The organism is Gardnerella sp. Marseille-Q9185 (genome assembly GCF_046508745.1).
Taxonomy (GTDB): domain Bacteria; phylum Actinomycetota; class Actinomycetes; order Actinomycetales; family Bifidobacteriaceae; genus Bifidobacterium; species Bifidobacterium greenwoodii.
Window position 1 is genome coordinate 58,261 of sequence record NZ_JBKFWK010000002.1, and the last position, 22,429, is coordinate 80,689.

At 45.3% G+C, this 22,429-nt stretch carries 17 protein-coding genes; 12 read left to right on the plus strand and 5 right to left on the minus strand.

Annotated elements, in window-relative coordinates; genetic code table 11:
• The first annotated feature begins 8 nt into the window (after nucleotides 1-8).
• The 4 genes from ACLD5M_RS02945 to ACLD5M_RS02960 all read left to right on the plus strand — a co-directional run bounded on the left by ACLD5M_RS02945 (nucleotide 9) and on the right by ACLD5M_RS02960 (nucleotide 4,348).
• Entirely contained in the window at nucleotides 9-1,043 is a 1,035-nt protein-coding gene (locus ACLD5M_RS02945; RefSeq protein WP_410314568.1) for an ADP-ribosylglycohydrolase family protein, read from the plus strand.
• A gap of 18 nt (nucleotides 1,044-1,061) precedes the next feature.
• Nucleotides 1,062-2,165 carry a PfkB family carbohydrate kinase gene (locus ACLD5M_RS02950; protein ID WP_410314569.1) on the plus strand — a complete coding sequence of 368 codons (1,104 nt, stop codon included), beginning with the start codon at nucleotides 1,062-1,064 and terminating at the stop codon, nucleotides 2,163-2,165.
• A gap of 74 nt (nucleotides 2,166-2,239) precedes the next feature.
• The gene (locus ACLD5M_RS02955; protein WP_308583098.1) at nucleotides 2,240-3,760 is read left to right on the plus strand and encodes a purine-cytosine permease family protein; all 1,521 of its coding nucleotides are present in this window, start codon (nucleotides 2,240-2,242) and stop codon (nucleotides 3,758-3,760) included.
• Nucleotides 3,761-3,790: 30 nt separating this feature from the next.
• A complete protein-coding gene (locus tag ACLD5M_RS02960) occupies nucleotides 3,791-4,348 on the plus strand; it encodes a cysteine hydrolase (RefSeq protein WP_308583100.1) in 558 nt (185 codons plus the stop codon).
• Between the two features lie 82 nt (nucleotides 4,349-4,430).
• Here ACLD5M_RS02960 and radA read toward each other — a convergent pair whose 3' ends face one another.
• Nucleotides 4,431-5,936, minus strand: coding sequence for a DNA repair protein RadA (gene radA, locus ACLD5M_RS02965; protein WP_410314570.1), 1,506 nt, complete (start codon nucleotides 5,934-5,936; stop codon nucleotides 4,431-4,433).
• Between the two features lie 117 nt (nucleotides 5,937-6,053).
• On the opposite strand from radA, the gene ACLD5M_RS02970 reads away from it, so the two are divergent.
• Entirely contained in the window at nucleotides 6,054-6,656 is a 603-nt protein-coding gene (locus ACLD5M_RS02970; protein WP_374043018.1) for a hypothetical protein, read from the plus strand.
• A gap of 104 nt (nucleotides 6,657-6,760) precedes the next feature.
• A complete protein-coding gene (locus ACLD5M_RS02975) occupies nucleotides 6,761-6,850 on the plus strand; it encodes a 30S ribosomal protein bS22 (RefSeq protein WP_004268639.1) in 90 nt (29 codons plus the stop codon).
• Nucleotides 6,851-6,988: 138 nt separating this feature from the next.
• On the opposite strand, the gene rpiA is transcribed toward ACLD5M_RS02975, so the two are convergent.
• The 4 genes from rpiA to ACLD5M_RS02995 form a co-directional block, all read right to left on the minus strand.
• The gene (rpiA, locus tag ACLD5M_RS02980; protein ID WP_410314571.1) at nucleotides 6,989-7,687 is read right to left on the minus strand and encodes a ribose-5-phosphate isomerase RpiA; all 699 of its coding nucleotides are present in this window, start codon (nucleotides 7,685-7,687) and stop codon (nucleotides 6,989-6,991) included.
• Nucleotides 7,688-8,022: 335 nt separating this feature from the next.
• Nucleotides 8,023-9,060: a ribonuclease H gene (locus ACLD5M_RS02985; protein WP_410314572.1), complete on the minus strand. Its 1,038-nt coding sequence runs from the start codon at nucleotides 9,058-9,060 to the stop codon at nucleotides 8,023-8,025.
• Between the two features lie 119 nt (nucleotides 9,061-9,179).
• The gene (pgm, locus tag ACLD5M_RS02990; RefSeq protein ID WP_004121470.1) at nucleotides 9,180-10,853 is read right to left on the minus strand and encodes a phosphoglucomutase (alpha-D-glucose-1,6-bisphosphate-dependent); all 1,674 of its coding nucleotides are present in this window, start codon (nucleotides 10,851-10,853) and stop codon (nucleotides 9,180-9,182) included.
• A gap of 35 nt (nucleotides 10,854-10,888) precedes the next feature.
• Nucleotides 10,889-12,013: a diacylglycerol/lipid kinase family protein gene (locus ACLD5M_RS02995; protein ID WP_119520650.1), complete on the minus strand. Its 1,125-nt coding sequence runs from the start codon at nucleotides 12,011-12,013 to the stop codon at nucleotides 10,889-10,891.
• Between the two features lie 113 nt (nucleotides 12,014-12,126).
• Between ACLD5M_RS02995 and ACLD5M_RS03000 the strand changes: the two genes are divergently transcribed.
• The 6 genes from ACLD5M_RS03000 to ACLD5M_RS03025 all read left to right on the plus strand — a co-directional run bounded on the left by ACLD5M_RS03000 (nucleotide 12,127) and on the right by ACLD5M_RS03025 (nucleotide 22,315).
• Nucleotides 12,127-13,086 (plus strand): alpha/beta fold hydrolase, encoded by a 960-nt coding sequence (locus tag ACLD5M_RS03000; RefSeq protein WP_410314573.1) that lies wholly within the window; start codon nucleotides 12,127-12,129, stop codon nucleotides 13,084-13,086.
• A 71-nt stretch (nucleotides 13,087-13,157) separates the two neighbouring features.
• Entirely contained in the window at nucleotides 13,158-15,002 is a 1,845-nt protein-coding gene (locus ACLD5M_RS03005) for a L,D-transpeptidase (RefSeq protein WP_410314574.1), read from the plus strand.
• Nucleotides 15,003-15,012: 10 nt separating this feature from the next.
• Nucleotides 15,013-16,491, plus strand: a complete 1,479-nt coding sequence (locus ACLD5M_RS03010; RefSeq protein WP_410314636.1) for an App1 family protein — start codon at nucleotides 15,013-15,015, stop codon at nucleotides 16,489-16,491.
• Nucleotides 16,492-16,501: 10 nt separating this feature from the next.
• Nucleotides 16,502-19,054: a S9 family peptidase gene (locus ACLD5M_RS03015; RefSeq protein WP_410314575.1), complete on the plus strand. Its 2,553-nt coding sequence runs from the start codon at nucleotides 16,502-16,504 to the stop codon at nucleotides 19,052-19,054.
• A 171-nt stretch (nucleotides 19,055-19,225) separates the two neighbouring features.
• Nucleotides 19,226-19,951: a Crp/Fnr family transcriptional regulator gene (locus ACLD5M_RS03020; protein WP_032841545.1), complete on the plus strand. Its 726-nt coding sequence runs from the start codon at nucleotides 19,226-19,228 to the stop codon at nucleotides 19,949-19,951.
• Nucleotides 19,952-19,987: 36 nt separating this feature from the next.
• Nucleotides 19,988-22,315, plus strand: coding sequence for a transglycosylase domain-containing protein (locus tag ACLD5M_RS03025; RefSeq protein WP_410314576.1), 2,328 nt, complete (start codon nucleotides 19,988-19,990; stop codon nucleotides 22,313-22,315).
• Nucleotides 22,316-22,429: the final 114 nt, after the last annotated feature.

Here is a 22,429-nt window from a genome sequence, read left to right on the forward strand (position 1 = left end):
GTTCAGTTTTGATTAAGCAAGGTGAAACATACAATCGTGCACTTGGTGCTATTACCGGTCTTGCTATAGGTGATGCTTTAGGCATGCCTACTCAAAGCATGAGCGCTCAAAGCATACGCCGTTTTTATGGTGGTTCAATTACAAGATTGATGGACGCTGTAAGCCAGCAGCCAATCGCTCCAAATATGAAAGCGGGTTCCGTAACAGACGATACGGAACAAGCCTTCTTGCTTGCAAAACGCATAATCGCAGATAACGGCAATATTGACAACAACAAGTATGCGCAAAACCTCCTAGATTGGGAGGCGCAAATGCGCGAAAAAGGTTCGTTGGATCTTTTGGGGCCGTCAACTAAATCTGCTTTACAAGCGCTTGTAAACGGTGTAAGTCCCGAAGAAACAGGCAAATTTGGCACAACTAACGGTGGTGCAATGCGTGCAACACCAGTCGGAATTGCCTTTAAACCAGGCGAGTCACTTGCTCAGGCAGCAAGAAAATCGTGCTTAATTACTCACAACACAACTCAAGGAATTGAATCCACAACACTCATTGCTGCAGCAGTAAGCTTAGGAATTGAAGGTTGTGAAAATCCACTTAAAGAAGCAATAAAATTCGTAAAATCACTTCCAAAACAAGGCAATTGGAGTGCAAAAGCAAGCGTTATAAGTCGAGTCGAATTTTTCACTAAAAAAGCCGAGGAATTGAGTTCTGCGTCTGCTAGCGACGATGATTTTGCGGAAATGTTGCAGAACGATTGCGGCACAAGTGTTGAAGCTAATGAATCTGTGGCTGCAGCTTTCGCAATTGCGACTCGTTTTATGGACGATCCAACTAAAGCTGCGTGTTTTGCGGCTTCTATTGGTGGGGATACGGATACGATTGCTGCAATGTGTTCAGCAATGTTGGGTTCAAAATACGGTCCGCAAGTATTCGATGCAGAAATACGGGAACGTGTTTTAGAGAATTTGCGAGTTGAGCACTGCTATGACGTAGAAAAGACAGTGTATGATTTGTGTCTAATTAGAGAAAATACTGCGCAATAGCTTTCAGAGGCGATTACAATGGGTGAATCAAACCTAAACTTGAGCAATAAAGCGAGTTTGATTGCGCCGCGAGTGATTTCACTCGGACAAATTATTGTGGATTTGACGATGAAAGTTGACTCCGTTCCTGCTTCGGGTGAAGATATATTTGCAAGCTCTTATAGTATGCGCGCTGGTGCGAGTTACAACATGCTATTTGCTGCGAGTCAAATGGAAGCTAAGGCGCAGTGGGCTGGTGTTTTGGGCGAAGGTTATTTTGCAAATATTATTTCTAAAGCTTTAAATGAAGCGCATATTTCGCATATTGGCACAAAAAATTCCACACTTGATTCTGGATTTTGCATAGCTCTTACGGACGCAAGTGCAGAGCGCACTTTTATATCTACTAAAGGTGCGGAAACTAGCGGTGACGAGCACGCTTTTGACTTGGTAAACCCAAATCCGCAAGATGTTGTGTACCTTAGTGGGTACACGTTTGTGAGTCCTATAAAACGTGCACTTTTGCGGTTTATGATGAGAACAAGCGGCTCAAGTGGTTTGGGTAGGCCAAGCGGTTTGTGTAGTAGTGCTTTAGAGAATTCTTTTTATAATCGCACGCGCCGGTTTACGGCGATTTTTGATGCGTCGCCGATGATTGCAAATATTTTAGACGAAGATTTAAAAGCATTGATTGCCTACGCGCCGATTTGGTTGTGTAATGCTAGAGAAGCGGGGATTTTAGCGAGAAGACTTAACACTTGGGGTGATGCCAACGAGGGTGCTGCCAACGGAATCTTTACTTACGAAACAAATAATCAACTTACAAAACAAAAAATTGAACTTTTGCAACGTGCGTTACAAGCTCCGCTCGTTGTTCACACTGGATCTGATGGAGCTTGGGTGTGTGATTTAGGCAAAGAAGCCGAGCATATTAAAGGTTTTCAAGTAAAAGCAGTAGATACAAATGGAGCTGGAGATGCGCATACTGGCGTACTTGCGGCTTCAATAGGTTACAAAATGACGCTTAAGCAAGCAGTTTTGTATGCGAACGCTGCAGCAGCTCTTGCTGTTACCAAATACGGGCCTGCGACGTGCCCTACGAAAAAGGAGATAGAAGATTTTATTAAAACAAATGTTTATTAATACCAACATTTGTTAACTTTTCTTACGTTGCACAAAACAAACAAATCAACCTAAAAAAAGAAACTAGGTGAAAAATGAGTAAAGCTCAAATAGACGAATCTAAAGATCAACAATCATCAGGCTCGTCAACTCAAAATTCCTTAAGTATTGAGGAACAAGGTATAGACACAATCAGTGAAAGCGAGCGTAAAGGAACGCCGGCAAGCCTATTTTGGCCGTGGTTTGCAGCAAATATTTCAGTATTTGCAATGTCGTACGGAGCGTGGGCATTAGGTTTTGCAATATCATTCTGGCAAGCAACGCTCATGACCATAATTGGCGTAATCGTATCATTCCTGCTTGTTGGAATAATCTCAATAGCTGGAAAACGTGGAAACGCACCAACAATGGTATTAACTCGCGCAACCTTCGGCGTACGCGGAGCCAACATTCCAGCAGCTTTGAGTTGGATTGCAACGCTCGGCTGGGAAATTTCGCTAGCCATAACCGCCGTTCTTGCAATGGCAACAGCTGCTGAAAAGCTCGGCTGGGGTAGTGGCACAAGCGTTAAAATCGTGAGCACAATCATCGTAGTTGGATTAATTGTGTTGGTTGGAATTTACGGTTACGACTTAATTATGAAGTGCCAGCAAGTTATAACAATCGTAACTGGAATAATAACCCTCGGCTTCTTTGTGCTGGGTTGGGGACACATAAACTTTGCGGCTATTGGACGAATCCCAAACGGATCTCTTCCAGCAATGCTTGGCTGCTGCTTCTTTGTTATGACTGGCTTCGGAATAGGCTGGGTTAATGTTGCTGCTGATTACTCAAGATACTTGCCTAGAAAATCTTCAAATAGCGGAATCGTTTTTTGGACTACTTTTGGAGCGTCAATTGCAAACGTGTTCCTAATTTTCTATGGTCTTTTGCTTGCTGCATCAAATATGCAACTGGCTCACAACGTTGGAAATGACCCAATCGGCGCAATTGCGGCAATTCTGCCAGCTTGGTATTTGATTCCGTACACGATTGTAGCTGTGTTAGGACTTATGTCGGGCGCAATTATGGACAATTATTCCAACGGTCTTGCGCTGCTATCTTTTGGAATACGTATCCCGCGTGCGGCGGCGGCAATTATTACGGCAGTGCTCACTACTCTCGGCGTTGTTTACGTTACGTTCTTCTCCGACACGTTTATTGGACCATTCCAAGGCTTCTTAACAACTTTGGGAGTGCCAATGGCTGTTTGGGCAGGAATGTTTACTACGGATGTGCTCGTTCGCAAAAAAGATTACTGCACTGAAGACTTGTATAAGCCGGAAGGCCGCTACGGTGCTTGGAACGTTAAAGCTTTTGCGATTCTTTGCGTTGGAACAATTGTTGGCTGGGGTTTGGTTGTAAATTCCGCTGCACAATGGCTCACGTGGCAAGGGTATTTGCTTTGGATTGTTGGCGGAAAGTCGAGCAGCTGGGCAGGTGCTAACTTGGGCGTAATAATCGCGCTGATAATCGGCTTAATTGGCTCCTTAATCTTCCAACGTAAGGATATTGCTAAGCAAGAAGCAGATTTGTCAACAAACGAAGCAGTGCAAACAAGCGAAATTGCAGAATAAAAATAATCTGAAATAAAAGAGGATATTTAAATGATTAAAGAAGACGAATGGTTAGTAGTAATCGACAGGCAGCGTGTTTTTTGCGAAAGTGACTGGTCGACTTGGGCGTGCGCAGATCATACCTATGATTCAACAACCGAAGCTTTTACAAAACTTGCGAAAGCTTATGGGGATCGAGTAATCTACACGCGTTACGTAGCTCCTCTTAAGCCGGAAAATGCTTGGGTTGACTATTTTAAAGATTGGCCACAATTCCTTGTAAAACCTAACGACCCAATGTATGACTTTACGCCAGAAACGGCAGAACTTGCGGAAGGTCACACCGTAGTTACATGCGAAACTTTCGGCAAGTGGGGTGCGGAGCTTAAAGCCGCATTGGGTGACTGTTGCAAGATAACAATTTGCGGAGTTGCAACGGATTGTTGCGTACTAACAACTGCTTTAGCTGCGGCAGATAGCGGTGTAGCTGTACGCATTGCGGCGGATGCTTGTGCAGGAAGCACGCCAGAAAATCATGATCTGGCTCTTAAAACTATGGAGCTTTTTACTCCACTTATTACGGTATGCAACACAAGTGAAATTCTTTAAACGCAACACTTGAATATTCGCTTCGCTAAGCTCGGCTAAGCTAAACTAAAATAAGCTAAGCTAAGCTCAGCGAAGCGAATGTTTACAGACCAAGCGATTGCAACGCATCTCGAACGTTGCTCACTTCAACAATCTGCAATCCTGGAATATTAATTTTCTTTCGAAGCGGGCACACAACAGCGCGCTTGTATCCTATTCTGGCCGCTTCGCGCAAGCGCGGCTCCATTCTAGGAACAGGACGCACTTGACCAGTTAAGCTTATTTCGCCAATTGCGCACGTTTTTTTAGCTACAGCTTTTCCGCTTGCGGCGCTTGCCAAAGCAGCAACAATTGCAACATCGCACGAAGGCTCTTTTGCAAGCGCGCCGGCAATCGTAGAAACATACAAATCTTTTGCAAGTAAATTAACTCTTCCATGACGATACAAAACAGCCGTAAGCATTGCAATACGGTTTGCATCAACCCCAGAAACTGCGCGACGAGGTGTTGGGAGTGCAGATTGCGTTACAAGCGCCTGTATTTCAATTGGCAGGCTTCGGTGTCCTTCTAGCGTAAAAGTGACGCAAGTTCCGTCGTTTGTGCCATCTTGCGCATTTTTACCTTGATTATCGTTTTCTGTAGAAGACAAAAACAGTCCGGAAGGATCTGGCACTTCCTCAATTCCCTCGCCACTCATATCGAAGCAGCCAACTTCGTCAGTTGGTCCAAAACGATTCTTAACAGCTCTAAGCATGCGCAAAGCCGTCTGCGAATCTCCCTCAAACTGGCAGACTGTATCAACTAAATGCTCAAGAGTGCGAGGGCCTGCAATAGAGCCGTCTTTAGTAACATGACCAACCAGCATAACTGGAATATTATTCGTTTTAGCAACATCAATAAGCGCGCTCGCAACTTCGCGCACCTGAGTTGAGCCGCCGGTAATGCCTTCAACGTCTCGAGCAACGATTGTTTGCGCAGAATCGACAATGGCAAGCGTTGGCCTGTGAGCTTCAATAAGATCAAGAACAGTGTCTAAGTCTCCGGTTGTTGCAAGAAGCAAGTAGTCGTTTACAGCGTTAATTCTAGATGCGCGTAACTTTACTTGAGCAGCTGACTCTTCGCCGGAAATGTATAAAACAGGAGGATTTCCATTTAATTTCGCCTGTTTTGCAATATTTGACGCAGCTTCTAAAAGAAGAGTTGATTTTCCGATTCCAGGCTCACCTGCAATAAGAGTTACTGAACCCGGCACAAGACCGCCGCCTAAAACGCGATCAAATTCGCCAAAGCCTGTGTGAATACGAAGTGCATCGTCGGCTTCAATTTCGCTCATCGGTTGAGCTGATATTGATGAGTTTATTGCGTTTGCAAAGTTTGCTGAGTTTACTGAGTTTGCTGACAAGTATCCTGCGTTTGCTACCGTATTTCTAGCATTTCCTGCGCGCGTCATCCTCGAGGCGCGAGTGGTTTTTGAAAGCCCACTAACGCGCGCTTCTTTAAACTCGTTTACTGTGCCCCATTCGCCACATTCCGGGCAGCGTCCATACCATTTTGACCCGCTCCATCCGCATTCGGAGCATAAATAGTGCAGGGGAGATTTACTAGCCATATTTAGACGCTATATGTCTTTAGCGACAATGACGCGCTGTGCTTTATAAAGCCTCAAAAAAGCAGCGTTACAGACTTACGCGTCATCGTGCTGTGAGATAATGCAAGTATGTCGGATATGAATGTTTCAAATGCTAATGGATCAACACATCACAAGTTATTAGTTGTAGTTACGTCTGCAGCAGTAGTGGTTATTTTAGCGTTTCTTTCAGCTTTCGTGTGGCCGGGTTGGGCGCTTAATCACGATAATTCTGCAAATAAAAATCATGTTGCTGTGCCAAAAACACCATCTATACCGGCTAAAGCTTTGCCGGTTTCTTCAACAGCTTTGTTGAAGTCTATGCCGGATAGTGTTCTTGATTTTGCGCGAGTTGACGCAATTCCTAGCGCAACTTGGACTGAATCGTCGCCTTTGGAAGAATATAGCGTAAAGTATTCAACAGGTCAGAGCGATGGTGAGGTTTCGTTAACTGTTGCGCAATGGTCGAATCGTGATTCTGCAAATAAGCAATACGAAGCATTGCTCGACGGTCTTAAGGGTTCGGACGTTGCAAGCGGTAAGATTCAAGTTGCTGGTAAAACGGTTGGCAGCTACGTGCTTCGTGTTGATGAGAATGATAAAACTCAGGCGAGCGCATTATGGCAAAACGACACTGCTGTTTTTGAGGTAACTGGTTCGAAGCAGTCTGTAGAGCGTTTTTACCACAGCTTCCCAATGTAAATTTCTTCAAAAAGCACTGTTCTTTGTGACGGTACTGTCCAAAGTCGTCAAAACGGTGTAACATTAGGCAAGTTGCACACTTTAGATAGGAATGGAGGCTTCAGATGGGTTCTGTCATCAAGAAGCGCCGCAAGCGGATGAGCAAGAAGAAGCACCGCAAACTGCTGCGTAAGACTCGTCACCAGCGCAAGTAATTATGCTTATGCGTTGATGCGTGTCTGAACGTTTAGGCACGTAAATACTTTTTATAAAGCGTCGGTTTTTCCCGGCGCTTTTTTATATACAAAAAAGTAGAGCCCGCGTTTGCGGACTCTACTTTGCGCTTAGTTTTGTTACTTATTTGGGTTTGTAAGCGTGCGAGGACCGTTAGGGTCGCCAACAATCACTGTGTCAACCATGTTCAAGAACAAGCCGTGTTCTACGACGCCGACGGTTTCAATCAAATCTTTAGCCAACTCCTGTGGATGCTCAATGCGCTCCATGTGCAAATCAACCACGAAGTTGTTCTCGTCGGTGCGCACTTCCTTGCCGTCCGCATCAAGACGCAAAACTGGCTTATATCCGCGCTTTTCGAACTTACGAATCACCTGTGCGGAACCAAACGGAATCACCTCAACTGGAAGTGGGAACCTGCCAATTGTGTCAACTACCTTGCTTGCGTCCACAATCCACACAATGCGGTCTGAGTTAATGGCCACAATCTTTTCCCAAAGAAGTGCCGCGCCGCCGCCCTTAATGCCGTTGAAGTTCTTATCGACTTCGTCAGAGCCGTCGATTGTAACGTCAATGTGGTCTACTTCGTTAATGTCGAGAATTTTAATACCGTAGCCTTCTGCCTGCTCCTGCGTGCGGCGGGAAGTTGTGACTCCTGTGAAGCTCAAGCCTTCTTCTTTAACTCTGCGGCCAAGCTCATCTACCAAAAAGCGCACGGTGGAGCCGGTGCCGAGGCCAACCATCATGCCATTTTTCACAATCTTTGCGGCTTCAATGCCGGCTGCTTTTTTAAGCGCGTCTTGTTGTGCTTTATCCATTATTCCTGCTTTCTTATGTTTTGTTATTCCCGAGTTCGTCGATGAACTTCCATCGCATTTGCGGGAGAGGCGTTTTACGCTTTATGCTGTTGCGCTTTTATGCGTGCCTCATTTTCGTACATTTCCATATTAGTCTGCGTGCAGATTTTTTGAACTGAGCGAAGGACGCTCGCACGCTCCAAATGTGAGATAGATTCCTCGCGTTTGGAGCGCCAGATACACAGAAACCCTCCAAATGCGGGGAAAGTTGCGCGCGTTTGGAGCGTTATGCCAGTCCAAACCCTCCAAATGCGAGATAGATTCCTCGCGTTTGGAGCGCCACATTAAAAAATAACCTATGAAAGGTAGAAGGCGGTTGGAGCAAAGTGCAAAGTGCCGTCGGGTTCAACGTATCCGCTTACGTTAATTGTGCCGGAAATAAAACGCGCCTGGCCGTTAAAAGTTGGGCTTGTGTTTGGTGGAGGAGTAAACTGCAGAACGCCAGAAACGCTTAATCCTTTAACTGGCTGCGGCTTTATTTGCGCCTTGTTTTCGGGATTGTTTTCGGGCTTATTTTCGGGATTTACTTCTGACTTGTGCGCCTCGTTTGATTCGTTTATTTTGTGCGCCTCGTTTGTTTCACCTGCTTCGTTTGTTTCACCTGCTTCGTTTGATTTTTGCGTAGAATCTTGCATATTTTCGGCAATTTTAGACGCGTCTTGAGTTTTTGCTTCGTCGCAATCGTTGCTATTTTTTACGAAATCTGGGTTTGTGTCTTCTCCAACTGCGCGCCCAATATGGTATTCCTCGCAAGAAATCTTATTTTCCATTAGCGCTTTTGCGTCTTGCGGAACGTCAGTTCCACTTGCGTATGGTGAAGAAAGTAGCGACTTCCAGCCTTCTAAAGGCAAGTATCCGCTTTTCACGCCGCTTCGGCAATCTTCTGCGTATGTGCGCGCTAATGTATCAACTTTTTCGTTTCCAGCGTTTCCAGCATGCCCTTTAACCCACACGAATTTTACAGCACCTTCGCGCTTAGTAAGTTCTGCGTCGATTGCGCGAATCAAATCTGCGTTTTTTACAGGCTCGTTTTTGGAATTTTTCCAACCGTTCTTTTTCCATCCGTGAATCCACGTAGTTGAGCAGTTGATTGCGTATTGTGAATCAGTTTCGATTGTGAGCGGCTCGCTTCCTGGGTGTGCTCGCAAAGCTTCCAAAACAGCGCATAATTCGCCGATTTGATTCGTGCCATTAGTTGCGCCTCCAGCGTCCGCGTTACCAGTGTGATGGTGCTCGCTAGTGCTACCAGCCTCGAAGCTGTGATCTGCCCATGCCCAACCCATTGAACCATTCGGATTTCCTAATGCGGAACCGTCTGTAGAAACAACTATCATGGCAAACCTTTCAAAAATGCGCCGGCTGCAAATTGCAACCAGCGCAATTAGTGTATTTTTTATTTACGCAAGATTATTACGTTACGCCAAAGTCTTGTCGACTGCCACAGTCTTGCAGACTATGCTAAAGCCTTGTCGACTACGGCAGTGGCTTCTTCAAGCACTTTGTCAAGTGCTTCTGGAGAAACGAAGGATTCTGCGTAAACCTTGTAAATGTTTTCGGTACCAGATGGGCGAGCAGCGAACCAGTTATTCTTGGTAGTCACCTTCAATCCGCCAATCTTTGCGCCGTTTCCAGGAGCTTCCGTAAGCTTTGCGGTAATATCTTCGCCAGCAAGCTTGGTTGCTTCAACATCGTCGCCGCTCAAAGCTGCGAACTTCTGCTTCTGCTCAAGCGTGGTTGGGGTATCAACGCGCTTATACCAGCTTTCGCCAAAGCGAGCAACCTGATCCTGGTGAAGCTGAGCTGGGTTCTTGCCAGTCTTTGCAGTAATTTCCGCAGCGAGCAAGTCTGGAATCAAACCATCCTTATCGGTGGTCCACACGCGACCATCCTTGCGCAAGAAGCTCATGCCGGAGCTTTCCTCTCCGCCGAAAGCAACTTCGCCGCTAAAGAGTGGGTCAACGAACCACTTAAAGCCAACAGGAACTTCCACAAGCTTTGCGTTAATAGAAGCAGCTACGCGGTCAATCAAGGAAGAAGACACAAGCGTCTTGCCGATTGCAGTATTCTTTGGCCAATCTGGGCGAGCGCCGCCGAACAAGTACTCAACGCATACTGCAATGTAGTGGTTCGGGTTCATAACGCCCCAGTTTGGGCACACAATTCCGTGGCGGTCAGCATCTGGATCAGTGCCGCCAACCAAATCGTACTTATCCCAAGCGCCAGCGTTAAGCTGATCAACTAAGCCCTTCATTGCGTAAGGGGAGCTTGGATCCATACGAATCTTGCCATCGTGGTCAATAGTCATGAATCGCCAAGTTGGGTCAACTTCTGGGCGCACAACGCCAATGTTCAGGCCGTACTTTTCGTTCATAAGTGGCCAGTAGTTTACGCTTGCGCCGCCGAGTGGGTCAATTCCCAAACGCACGCCGCTGGAACGAATCACGTCGAAGTCGATTACGTTTGCCAAGTCGCTTACGTAATGTTCGCGGTAATCGAAGCCTTCAACCAAATCAGACTTGATTGCTTCCTCGAAAGGCACGCGCTTTACGGACTTGTAGTTGTCGAGCAATTCGTTTGCGCGGTTTGCAATCGCATTAGTCACGTCTGCAGGTGCAGGGCCGCCGGTTACAGGATCGTACTTAAAACCGCCGTCGGTTGGAGGGTTGTGCGAAGGGGTGACTACGATGCCGTCAGCCAAGCCGTCTCCGCTAAAACGCTGAGTGCCGTCGGCTGCGCGATTATGAGTCAAAATAGCTTGAGAAACAACAGGAGTTGGCACGAAGTCGCCGCGAGAATCCACGCGAACGTGAACGCCGTTAGCAACCAAAACCTCAATAGCGGTTTTTTGAGCAGGCTCAGAAAGAGCGTGCGTATCGCGACCAATATAAAGAGGGCCAGTTACGCCAGCTTTCTTGCGATATTCAGCAATAGCTTGCGTAATTGCCACAATATGAGCTTCGTTAAACGAAGTTTTCAAAGCAGAACCACGGTGACCGGACGTGCCGAAAATCACGCGCTGTTCTGGAATGTTGGAATTTGGAACTTCATCATAGTAAGCGCCAACCAAAGCGTCGACGTCGACTAGATCTTCTGGGGTGGCGGGCATTCCCGCATTTTTTGCTACCATAATTTTTTATTTTGCCACGGCGCTTGTATTTTATATTATTCACTCACAGTAACGCTGGTTTTTACGCTTGCTGGCACGCGCACGCACAGTGCTTGTTTGTCAACAGTGAAGCGCAAATGCTTTGTGTAACCCAAAATGTCGCCGTCCACCTGCACTGGCGCCGCTTTTTCCAACTGCACTTCCGCGCTAAATCCTTGCGTTTGGTCAATTCTGGAGCCTGCGGATAGCGACTCCTGCTGTAGAGCGTGACCGGTTACGGTTTGGTGTACTACTCCGCGGAATAAATTAGCCCAGCCAATTAATCCGCCCGAAGTGTCAATAATTTCAAAGTCGAGTACGCCGTCGTCGTAAGCGGCTTCTGGCATTAGCGAGAACATAGGAATTTGCCCGCAATTTCCTGCCATAAGTGTTCGGAAGGTGAGTCCTTTTAGCACGCTTTCGTCGCCGTTTGATCTTTGTAAGGTAACGGTTGCACGATACTTCGGCATAAACAAATGTTTAACTCCGGCCACAAAATAAGCAAGCCAACTAATGTTTTTCTTTAGCTTCGGGTCTGTGTCGTCAATCATAAGCGCATCAAAGCCAATTCCGGCAATAATTAAAAACGCATGGCCGTGGTCCTCTTTTGGATTGTCCAGAATTGTTACTCGCCCAACATCAACCTGCCTAGATCCGTGCGAAGTAGCCACGCGCAATGCAGCTTCCACATCGTTTACAGGTATGCCCATGTTTCTTGCAAAAAGATTTCCGGTGCCAATAGGAATAATTCCCATAGCATGTCCTTTGCCGCTTACTGCGCTCGCAACTGTTCTAACTGTGCCGTCTCCGCCAACTGCCACAACAACGTTAGCTCCGTTGGAAAGTGCTTCTTGTGCGCACTCACGTCCGTCTTTGTCTAACTGCGTGTCGATTATTTCGTAAGTTAGTTTGCGCTTGTCGCAATAATTTTGAATACTTTCGCGGTAAGATTCTGCCTGCGGCTTTGAAGGATTTAGAATAAACGCGTAATGTACAGAGTCGCCGTGTCGTTTTGCGAGTTTTTTCGCTAAATGATGCCGTTTCATGGCGCGCGTAACAATCATGATGACGAATGGCGCAATAACTAGCGCAAAAACAATCACCATAAGTGCAATGGTTGCTTGGATAGGCATAATTGGCATACCCTCTATTCTTGCACATTATTTCTATTGCTACGATAAATTTTGCTTAATACTGTGAATATTTACGTTTTTTACACATTTGTGTTATATGGCTAAGACTATTATTAGGCACTATGTGTGAAGCTTTTAATAACGCAAATAGTAAGTGCGATTCTTTTAAGGATTGCTCACTTTTTCAGTTGCACAATACGGTTTATAGAGATGTAAAAAATTCTGACGATTCAAACAATTCCAATATTGTTCCAATCGTTTTAATCCATGGTTTTCCGGTTGATCACCGCATGTGGGATGCTTGTGCAGATTCTTTGAACGCACAAATTGATGCCGCTCTTGAATCCGGATTGTTAAAGCATGACGTTCCTATTTTTGCTCCGGATATGGTCGGTGCCGGCTTGAGTGAGACTCCAAAAGCCGAGCGCTCTGAGTTTAACGAGGCTGATTACGCTCACGCTCTTGATGCTCTTAGTGCATCTTATGTAAAACTTATTAACGATTTGGGCTTTGAGCGCGCTGTATGGGTTGGTCTTTCGATGGGCGGCTATGTTGCTTTGGATGTTCAGCGTCTTCTTCCTAAAGCTGTTGCCGGCATTGCTTTATGCGATACTCGAGCCTGCGTTGATGCTCCTCAAGCACGCGCTAAGCGTCTTGAAATTGCAGACGTTTGTGAGCGCGACCAAACAGTTGAGCCTGTTATGCATTTTGCTCACGCAACCGAAAAAGATTCTACGGTTAAAAAGTCTCCTGAGTTTATTCAAACTTTTGAAAATTGGATTCATGACCAGAAGCCTGAAGGTTTGGCATGGCGTCAGCGCATGGCAGCCTGCCGTCCAGATATGGAAGATCAGCTGCCTTTGATTACAGCTCCGGCTTTGGTTATTAGCGGCACTTTGGATCCATCTAGTGCGCCTGAAATTATGCGTCCAATGGCTGAAGCAATGAAATCTTCCTCGCACGTAGATTTTGTTGAGATTGAAGATTGTGGACATTTCAGCGCTACTGAGCATCCGTATGAGGTTGCTTCTGCCTTGGTTGCTTTATTGTCTGCAGTGCAGCGTTTGCAGAGAAATCTGTAATTTCGTGCGTCGCTAGTGATAAACTGTACAAGCGTGTTTTTGCGTACAATTATTGAGCAGAGGTTATTAATATGACTGATATGCAGCACAATCCTGAAGGCGAAAATTCCTTCAATCAAATGCCGGGTCATACGCCTGATGACGCAAGCGACGATACAGTTGCTTTTGCGCAAGTCGAGCAGAATCAGGTAGATAATCAATCTGCCGATAATGATGGAAAAACTCTTGCCGAAAATCTTGGTGAAGTTGCAGACGAGTACGAAGATCAGGATTCTTTCGACAGCGGTCTTTCTGTACAAGAAATACTTATTAACAATTCTGCTGATTCTACAGCAACAGACACTTTTAAGGCTGTAACGCCTGATTCTCAATCTGAGTCCGAAAATGGCGGCAGCAGAAATGGTAAAGGTGGCAATCGAGGCGGTCGTGGTGCTAACGGAGCGAAAGCAGGCTCAGCTAATCACGGCAATCGTTCTGCGCTCGCATTGCTTTATTCTCTTTTAGTTTTTGTTATTTTGATAGCTGTAGCATTCTTTGCCCTACAGTGGTATTTCCACGATCGCGTATCTCCAGGCGTTAATTTTGGCGATGTTTCTGTTGCTCGTAATCTTACGGGTTATAAGGAGGATTCCGTAAAGCGCGTTGTAAGTGATGCCGTGGATGCTTCTTCTTTGGTTATTAAGGACGACCGTGGAAACAGTATTACTGCAGATTTAGGTGAGCTTGGTGTAAAAATCAATCAGCCAAATACTGTGCGAGCAATTATGCAAGCTAAGCATGATAATTTATTCACTCGCATTATGCCTTGGATTCAGCAGTCTGTTAGTTTGCAAGCTAAGGTTGACCATTCTGCAATGGATTCGTATGTGCTTACTAGGTTTGTTCGCGAGCGTGATCGTGCCGTTCCTTACAGCGCAAAATTCGACAAGAATTCCGAGTCTTATGTTGTAGAAGATGGTATTCCTGGACGCACTATTGAAACTTTGTCCGTGCGCGAAGCGGTGAAAAAAATACTGGCTCATCCTGGTAAAAGCTTAAAAGTTTCAGTTACTTCTCGCAAAACGCAAGCTCCTATTAAGCGCGATGCTGCACAGAAACTTGTTGACGAATTAAATAAGTTGCTGTCGAAAAAAATTACGTTTAATAACGGAGACGGAAAAGATTTTACTGTTCCTAAAACAGTTCTTGCTTCTTGGATTACTGTAAAAGCTGATACTACGCGTCGTAAGCTTTCTTACACTATTGATACAGATAAAGCAGATGAGTTCTTGTCTCAGGCACTTCCTAAAGAGCTTAATCAGCAGAAAGTTAATCAGGAAGACGCAATCAATAAAGACGGAAAGTTTATTTTCACAACCATGAAGGGTTCTAATGGTGTTGAAATCACTTATGCAAAATCAGCTGCAGAAAAAGCAGTTGAGGCTTTGCGTAAGGGAAATGATTTTAAGCTGACCCTTCCTGCGAAAATCACTAAGTTTACGGTTGAGAAAAAGCTTGTGGAAATGCGCATTGTTGTTGATAAGTCAACTCAGACTGCGTCTGTTTATAAAAACGACGAGCTTGTGAAGACTTTCCCTGTTTGCACCGGTAAGACTGGCGCGGATGATTCAACTCCTGGCACGTTCTTCATTTACTTGCGTTACGCTTCTCAAGATATGCGCGGTAGAAATGGCGATGGTTCTTCTTACTTCTCGCCTAATGTGCGCTGGGTTAGCTATTATCACGCTGGAGAAGGATTCCACACTGCTTCTTGGAATTATGATGGTATTGCTACTGGCGATGCTGCAAATCATGGTTCTCACGGATGCATCAACATGTACGAGCAGGATGCGCGCTGGATTTATGAGAATTGCCCGCGCGGCACGATTGTTCAGATTGTAGGAACTACTCCGGATGGTCCTGTGCGCGAGAAATGAGCGTATGAGCATGTATGATGAAGGTTCTGAGGATGAAACTAGCTCATTCGATGAGAATGTAGCTACTTCTGCAGCGCCATCAAAGCATGCTGTTGCGCAAAAACCGGAAGCGCTGTTAAAACCGGCAGCACAATCGAAACCGGCTGCGCAATCGAAACCGGCAGCACCTTCGTTATCTCGTCGAATTAGCAGCACCCCAATTCCTGTACATGTTACAGCTACACTTTTTGACGCACCGTCTGAAGACGAAAAAATCAGCAATAAACCTTGGTTTGTGCGCGTAGTAAGACGTGTTATTACGTCTTGTGTTGGAATATGGATGCGATTTGCCTCTCGCATTGCTCGCCGGTCAGGGTGGTATCCAAGCGTAGAGCCGTATATTGGCTATGGAACGCATCGCTATGCTCGCTTAATTTGCCGCACAGTGTATGCTCCAAAGCGCGGACACCGTTCAGTGTTAAAGCGCGGTATTTACGCCATGCTTGTGATTCCAGCCGTACGTGTTCGTGTTGCGCTATCAATAGACAATATTCCTGTAGAAACCGCGCAAGTTGGTGATTCTGAAGTTTATGACAAGCCGGAAGAGGCTCGTGGTGGTAGTGCTGAATATTGTATTTCTGATCGTGCAGGCTACTTGGATTTGATTACAGAACGTGCGCTTTTGCCGGGTCGTCATGTTGTTTCTTACACGCTTGAAAATCGTGAGCCGGTTAAAGCAAGCTTGTTTGCTATTGATGACAACGTGCCAATCGGAATTATTTCCGACGTTGACGACACTATTATGGTCACTCAAGCGCCTTCTCCAATTCGTGCCGCGTACAATCTGCTTATTATGAATCCGGCGCATCGTTCGCCTGTTGCTGGAATGTCGGAGTTTTTCCAGTCGCTGTCTAATTTGCGTAACGATATTCCATTTTTCTATCTTTCTACTTCTCCTTGGAATGTTGAGGCTTCAATTCGTCACTTTATTGAGCGCGAAAAGTTTCCTGAAGGCCCTCTTTTGCTCCGCGATTTAGATCCGCGTCCTAAGACTTTTATTCCAAACGGTCCGCAGCATAAGTTGGAGTTTGCCACCCAGCTTATGGATGATTTTCCAGGTATGCGTTTTGTGCTTATTGGCGACGACGGCCAAAAAGATCCAAGCACTTATGCGAATATTATTCGTCAGCATCCTGGCCGAGTGCTCGCTGTTGGCATTCGTCAGCTTCATAAGCGGGATACTGTAGACAATTTTCGACGTAAATTATCGCGTGACTTTGCGGTTGCTCTTAGTGCTTCTCGTCGTGCTTATATTTTTGAAGACGAAAATATTCCAGAAATTCCTGAAACGGAACTTGAAAAACTTGACGATAATCTAAATGTTGTAGAAGCAAAAGGTGCTGCTGGAACATTGCAAGGAGTTCCATTTTTTGCAGCGCCTACAGGTCAAGGATTGTCGGAAGTAATGCTTCCGTTTATAAAAGAGGCTATTAAAAGCAGAGTAAGGTAAAAAAATATTTATGAGTGAAAAGATTTGCGAAACAAGCTGTAACACAACTTCCCAAACAGTCTTTGAAAAACCTGCAGAAGCTAAGCGAATACCCTCAAAGCGCGAATTTCATGGCGATACTTATGTTGACGACTACGCTTGGATGAAAAATCGTAGCAGCAGTGAGCTTCTTGAATATATAAATTCTCAAAATGCGTACACTGCTAAGCGCGTTAAGCATTTAGAAAACTTGCGTTCTACCTTATTTAATGAATTGCGCTCTAGAGTTCAAGAAACAGACATGTCTGTTCCTGTGCGAATGAATAATTACTGGTATTACGTTCGTACGCAAGAAGGAAAACAGTACGCTATTCAATGTCGTATGAAAGTTAGCGATGAAGCTAATTGGAATCCGCCTACTATAGATGAGTCTGCTGAGCCGGGCGTAACTGTAGATGAAGAAATACTTTTTGATGCAAACAAAGAAGCAGAGCTTGCTGGAAGCAAATTCTTCCGGCTTGGAGGCATGGATTTAAGCTCCGACGGCTCTCGTATGCTTTACGGAGTTGATACTCAAGGCGACGAACGTTTTAGCTATTTTATGCGAGATTTTTCTTCCAGCACATGCTCTTGGTCTCCTTTGGAAGAGTCTTGGGAGAATCTTTCTTCTGCTTCACTTTCTCCGGACGGAAAATGGGTGTTTTATGTAAAAATAGACAGCGCATGGCGTCCTTACCAGGTTTGGCGGCACCGCGTTGGAACACCAACAAGCAGCGATGTAAAAGTGTTTGAAGAAAAAGACGAGCGCTTTTTTGTTGACGTTTATGAAAGCTTTGACGAACGCTACATGATGATTAGTAGCAGCTCTAAAACAACCTCTCGTGTGCTTATGCTTCCGTTAAGCACGCCTGAAGGTGATTTTCGCATGGTGATTGAGCCGTCTGAAGGCGTTGAATACGACATTTCCTTCGCATGCTTTGAAGGCGCTGGTAAAAATGGTGAGGATATTCCGGTTGCTATTGTTTGCCACAATGCTAAAAATCCTAATTTTGAGATTGATGTTATTGATATGCGAAATCTTCCGGACGCAAATACGGACGCAGGTGCGAACGCAGTCTCATCTAAAATTGCGACTTATAAACTAGGTGATGGCGTTTGCGTTGCTTCCGGTTCTCCTTACGGCTGTGAAAATGGAGATTTGTGGGAAGATTCTGCCAGCAAAAAGCCTATTTGTCAGCCGTATAATTGCGAACAAAATCCTGAAATATTGCGAAACTCAGTCGGCTTAAGTATAAGCGGATTGTCAATGTATAAAAATTATGTTGCGTTGGCGTATAGAGCTCAAGGATTGCCGCATCTGGCTGTAGTTAGCAAAAAGCGCGCTGTAGAAGACTTTTTAAGCGGAAAGCCGTGGCGTTTTTACGAAGTTCAGCCTCAAATTGTTTTAGATCACGAATCTACTTGCGTTAATGTTCAAAACGTAAGTATTTCGCGTGTTAATAATTTGCAATCTTGTATAACTAATCAAGCTAAATCTTCTTCGCGCGAATGTCTTTGCAAAATATCTAAAGAAGAAATCAAAAATAATCGCTTGTTCAGCATTTCTATGACTGGGAATCCTTCTTATGAAGCTCCTCGCATGCGTTACGCTTTTGGAAGTTACGCAACTTTAGGTCAGCTTCGTGAGCTTGATCCTTCGAGCGGCGAAGACGTGTTACTTAAGCGCGGGAAGATTCTTGGCGAGTTTGACGAGCATAATTACGCCGAAAAACGCATATGGATTACTGCTAGGGATGGCGAGCGTGTGCCGGTGTCTATTGTTTGGCGTCCGGATAAAATTTCGCAAAACGAATCAATGTTTATTACAGGATACGGCGCGTACGAAGTCAGTTCTGACCCTAGTTTTTCTGTTGGACGCTTGAGTTTGCTAGATCGCGGAGTGCTGTATGCTCAAGTGCATGTGCGCGGCGGCGGTGAAATGGGTCGCGCATGGTATGAGCAGGGTAGGCGCGTTAATAAAAAGCACACTTTTGAAGATTTTGTTGACGCAACGCGCGCATTGCAGAATGCTGGTTTTGCTTCTGCTCGCCATACTGTTGCAAATGGCGGTTCTGCAGGCGGCTTGCTTATGGGTGCTATAGCAAATATGGCTCCGGAATGTTATGCGGGAATTGAAGCGGATGTGCCGTTCGTTGACGCACTTACTTCTATGCTTGATTCTTCTTTGCCGCTTACTGTAACCGAGTGGGATGAGTGGGGAAATCCGCTTAATAATGCTGAAGATTACGCTTATATGAAGTCGTATACTCCTTACGAAAACGTGCCTTGTGCTGGTAGTGAAGATGGGCGCAAAAAATTAGCTGATTTCCCGAAAATCTTAATAACATCGTCTATTCACGATACTCGCGTACTTGTTACTGAACCTATGAAATGGCTCGCGAAATTGCAGGCTTCTGGGGTGGATGCTATTGCGCGTGTTGAAACTGACGGCGGCCACGGCGGCACTTCGGGCAGGTATAGGCAGTGGCAGGAGCTTGCGTATGAAAACGCTTGGTGTCTTGGTGCTATGGGCATAAACGAATAGTCTAAAACGACCAAAACTACTCAGTTGTGTGCTGTTTATGTCGCCTACGTGCCAGCATCCGTGATATTATAGTTCGAAGTGATGTTCGTTTACGCACATACGTTTACGTTCATCTGTATGCGTAGGTAACTCAAAGGCGATATATCTACTTTGCTTGAGAAGGGTAAAGCAATGGTGATAAGCAAAACTAGTGCAGTGATTACAAATGGTGATAGATTGTCGCTGCAACATACTGCATTGTTTAAGCAAGTTCCTGCGGATCAAATGAAGGAACTTTTGGTTCATCTTCAGGAGTCGATTTTTAACAAAGGTGAGTCGATTTTTAATGAGGGTGATACTGATCACAGAATGTACCTTCTTGAGCGCGGTCGCGTAAAATTAGTGCGTCATTCTAACGATAATCGTGTGCAATTGCTTAGTATTCATACTTCTGGTGAAATTTTGGGCGAAATTCCTGTTTTTGACCCAAAGGGCGGTCCTCGTACCGCTTCAGCAATCACCATTACAAGCAAAACAAAAGTTTTGTGGCTTGAAAACGATATTTTATTCGCTTGGCTAAATAATCATCCTCGAGTTGCTGTAGATATGCTGCAAGTTTTGGCTGCGAGACTGAGGGCTAATAATGAGAGAATTTCAGATTTAGTTTTTATGGATGTTCCAGCTCGTTTGGCAAAAACTCTGTTGAATTTGGCATCCAGATTTGGCGAACCAATGAGTGACGGTTTGCTTGTGCCGCATGATTTAACTCAGGAGGAATTAGCTCAGTTGGTTGGTTCTTCTAGGGAAACTGTGAACAAGGCGCTTATGGATTTTGCAAATCGCGGGTGGATTATGCGAAAAGGACGTTCGATTATTATTTATAAGCCGGGAATGTTAATTCGAAGAGCAGGACGCTGATTATTCAAGTAGAGGCAAACCTTTAGAATAGTACGCATGCCGAAAAAGAATTCACTTACTGCTCGTCGTGTGCTAGCGCTGTTTCTTACCTACATCACTTTGTGTGTTGCGGGTGGTGTTGCTGCAAGTATTATGTTCGTTCCTGGCGTTATGAGTGTGAATAGCGTGGTGAAAACAGTTGTTCCTTCACTTCGCGTTGATGGCATTGATTTTGATGTAACTGCTTTGCCGCAAAAATCGCGACTTTATGCATCTGATGGCAAAACAATTATCGCAACATTTTATGCGCAAAATCGCACTGTTGTGCCGCTTAGACGTATTTCGCAATATATGCAGCAGGCAATGGTTGCTCGTGAAGATAGGCGATTCTTTGAGCATTCTGGCGTTGATGTTCAAGGCGTTATGCGCGCGTTTGTGAAAACATTCGTTAAAAAGTCAGATATGCAAGGTGGCTCTTCTTTAACTCAGCAGTATGTGAAAAATGTGCTTATGATTAAAGCGCGCGAAAATAACGATCCTTTGGCGGAATATCACGCTTCTGAAGGTACGATTGCGCGTAAGCTTCGCGAAATGCTCATAGCAATTCAAATGGAAAAAAAGTATTCAAAACTTGAGATTTTGCAAGGCTATCTTAATATTGCGCAATTTGGTAGCAATAATATTTACGGTGTAGAAACTGCAGCCCACCGCTACTTTAATACGAGCGCTGCAAAGCTTAATCTTGTACAGGCTGCAACTATTGCTGCAATCACAAAAAATCCTTCTCATTACGATCCGTCTATTGAAGAAAATCAGCCAGAAGCGCAAAAGCAGCGCAATATTGTGCTTGATTTAATGCTTCGTCAAGGTTTTATAAATAAAAAAGAGCATGATTCTGCCGTAGCAATCCCGCTAAAAAATACTCTTAATGTTCAGCGAGAAGTGTCTAAGATTGGTTGCCAGGCTGCAGGTGACGCTGCATTCTTCTGCGATTACGTAACCAAGCGAATTTTGCACTCTCGCGAATTTGGAAAGACTGCTGTTGCGCGAGAAAAGCTTCTTACTGAAGGTGGTCTCGATATTTACACCACTATGGATTTGCGTGCAAGTAAGGCTGCAATGAAAGCTGCTCGTGACACGATTCCAGTAAACGATAAAAGCGGTTTTGAAGTTTCGATTGCTGCTATTAAGCCTGGAACTGGTGAGGTTTTGGCCTTTGGTAGCAATCGTATTTATGACGCGTCCGACGCTGCTAGGTCTGATCCAACTCATACTGCTCTTAACTACGCTGTTGACGAGCGAGATGGCGGTGGTCTTGGCTGGCAGATTGGTTCTACTTGGAAGCCTATTAATATGGTTGCGTGGATGCTTGCTGGAAAGTCAATCAACCAGCCTCTTCGCACGACTATCCGATACAATAATTCTGATTTTAACTGCAATAAGTTCCGCGGAGTCGGCTCATGGTTTGTGCAAAACTCCGGCGGTGGCACTGTTAGCCCAGAAACGCCTTTGCAAGGTCTTGTTCGTTCTCACAATACTACGCAGGCGTCTATGGCTCAGCAAATTAAGCTGTGTTCTATTGCAGACGCGGCTAAAATTCTTGGATACCATAATTCACCTCTTGGTCAGGAAAGCGTGTATTCGGCTAATTCTTTGAACCCGCCAATGACCATTGGTTCTGTGCAGGCTTCGCCTTTAACTGTTGCAAATGTGTATGCAACTTTGGGTGCAGATGGTGTTGCTTGCGATCCTATTGCTATTAAGCGAGTTATTGATAAGAACGGCAAGCGTTTAAGAGTTCCTAGTGCGCATTGCCATCAGGCTATTCCAAAGGGTATTGCACAAACTGCCGCATACGCACTTAATCAGGGTGTTGTTCAACCTGGTGGTGAGGCTTCGACAACTCAGCTTGACGGCGGACGTAAAACCTTCGCAAAAACTGGTACTAACGAACAGTACTACATGACCACAGCAGGATTTGTGCCGTATCAGGTGGCTTCGTTTGTGGCCGTCGGCAATGCCGAATCGCAAAAGAGCTTCAACGGCATGACTATTAACGGTCGCACAATGGCAGCTTGGTATGGTATGTATATTGCAACGCCTGCCTGGAAGCAGTTTATGAACGACTATTTGAAGGCTGCTAATATTCCTGTTGATAACGATTACGGAAAGCCTGATCCAAAGTACACTGCCGGAGCTTCCTCAACGCACGACTCGCTTTATAAGAAGCCTGCCCAAACTGAGCAGGAAAAGCGAGATGAAGACGCTCGTCGTCAGGCCGCTAGAGAACAGCAGGAAGAGGCTAATAATCAGCAGCAGACGCAGGATCAGTATGGAACTGCTCGTCGCGATGATTACAACACTTCCACAGGAGATGCGTATTAAGTTTTAGATGATTAAAACAGCGCAAGCGGCATGACCTACTCAACGCTGCGCTGTTTTGGTTGGAATTACGCAAAAAAACGGCATAAACTACTCGCGACTGGGTAGTTTATGCCG

What these genes read in the sequence shown, in the direction of transcription:
- ACLD5M_RS02950 (WP_410314569.1), top strand. Translation starts at nt 1,062, where the DNA reads ATGGGTGAATCAAACCTAAACTTGAGCAATAAAGCGAGTTTGATTGCG.
- ACLD5M_RS02955 (WP_308583098.1), top strand. Translation starts at nt 2,240, where the DNA reads ATGAGTAAAGCTCAAATAGACGAATCTAAAGATCAACAATCATCAGGC.
- ACLD5M_RS02960 (WP_308583100.1), top strand. Translation starts at nt 3,791, where the DNA reads ATGATTAAAGAAGACGAATGGTTAGTAGTAATCGACAGGCAGCGTGTT.
- radA (WP_410314570.1), bottom strand. Translation starts at nt 5,936, where the DNA reads ATGGCTAGTAAATCTCCCCTGCACTATTTATGCTCCGAATGCGGATGG.
- ACLD5M_RS02970 (WP_374043018.1), top strand. Translation starts at nt 6,054, where the DNA reads ATGAATGTTTCAAATGCTAATGGATCAACACATCACAAGTTATTAGTT.
- ACLD5M_RS02975 (WP_004268639.1), top strand. Translation starts at nt 6,761, where the DNA reads ATGGGTTCTGTCATCAAGAAGCGCCGCAAGCGGATGAGCAAGAAGAAG.
- rpiA (WP_410314571.1), bottom strand. Translation starts at nt 7,687, where the DNA reads ATGGATAAAGCACAACAAGACGCGCTTAAAAAAGCAGCCGGCATTGAA.
- ACLD5M_RS02985 (WP_410314572.1), bottom strand. Translation starts at nt 9,060, where the DNA reads ATGATAGTTGTTTCTACAGACGGTTCCGCATTAGGAAATCCGAATGGT.
- pgm (WP_004121470.1), bottom strand. Translation starts at nt 10,853, where the DNA reads ATGGTAGCAAAAAATGCGGGAATGCCCGCCACCCCAGAAGATCTAGTC.
- ACLD5M_RS02995 (WP_119520650.1), bottom strand. Translation starts at nt 12,013, where the DNA reads ATGCCAATTATGCCTATCCAAGCAACCATTGCACTTATGGTGATTGTT.
- ACLD5M_RS03000 (WP_410314573.1), top strand. Translation starts at nt 12,127, where the DNA reads ATGTGTGAAGCTTTTAATAACGCAAATAGTAAGTGCGATTCTTTTAAG.
- ACLD5M_RS03005 (WP_410314574.1), top strand. Translation starts at nt 13,158, where the DNA reads ATGACTGATATGCAGCACAATCCTGAAGGCGAAAATTCCTTCAATCAA.
- ACLD5M_RS03010 (WP_410314636.1), top strand. Translation starts at nt 15,013, where the DNA reads ATGTATGATGAAGGTTCTGAGGATGAAACTAGCTCATTCGATGAGAAT.
- ACLD5M_RS03015 (WP_410314575.1), top strand. Translation starts at nt 16,502, where the DNA reads ATGAGTGAAAAGATTTGCGAAACAAGCTGTAACACAACTTCCCAAACA.
- ACLD5M_RS03020 (WP_032841545.1), top strand. Translation starts at nt 19,226, where the DNA reads ATGGTGATAAGCAAAACTAGTGCAGTGATTACAAATGGTGATAGATTG.
- ACLD5M_RS03025 (WP_410314576.1), top strand. Translation starts at nt 19,988, where the DNA reads ATGCCGAAAAAGAATTCACTTACTGCTCGTCGTGTGCTAGCGCTGTTT.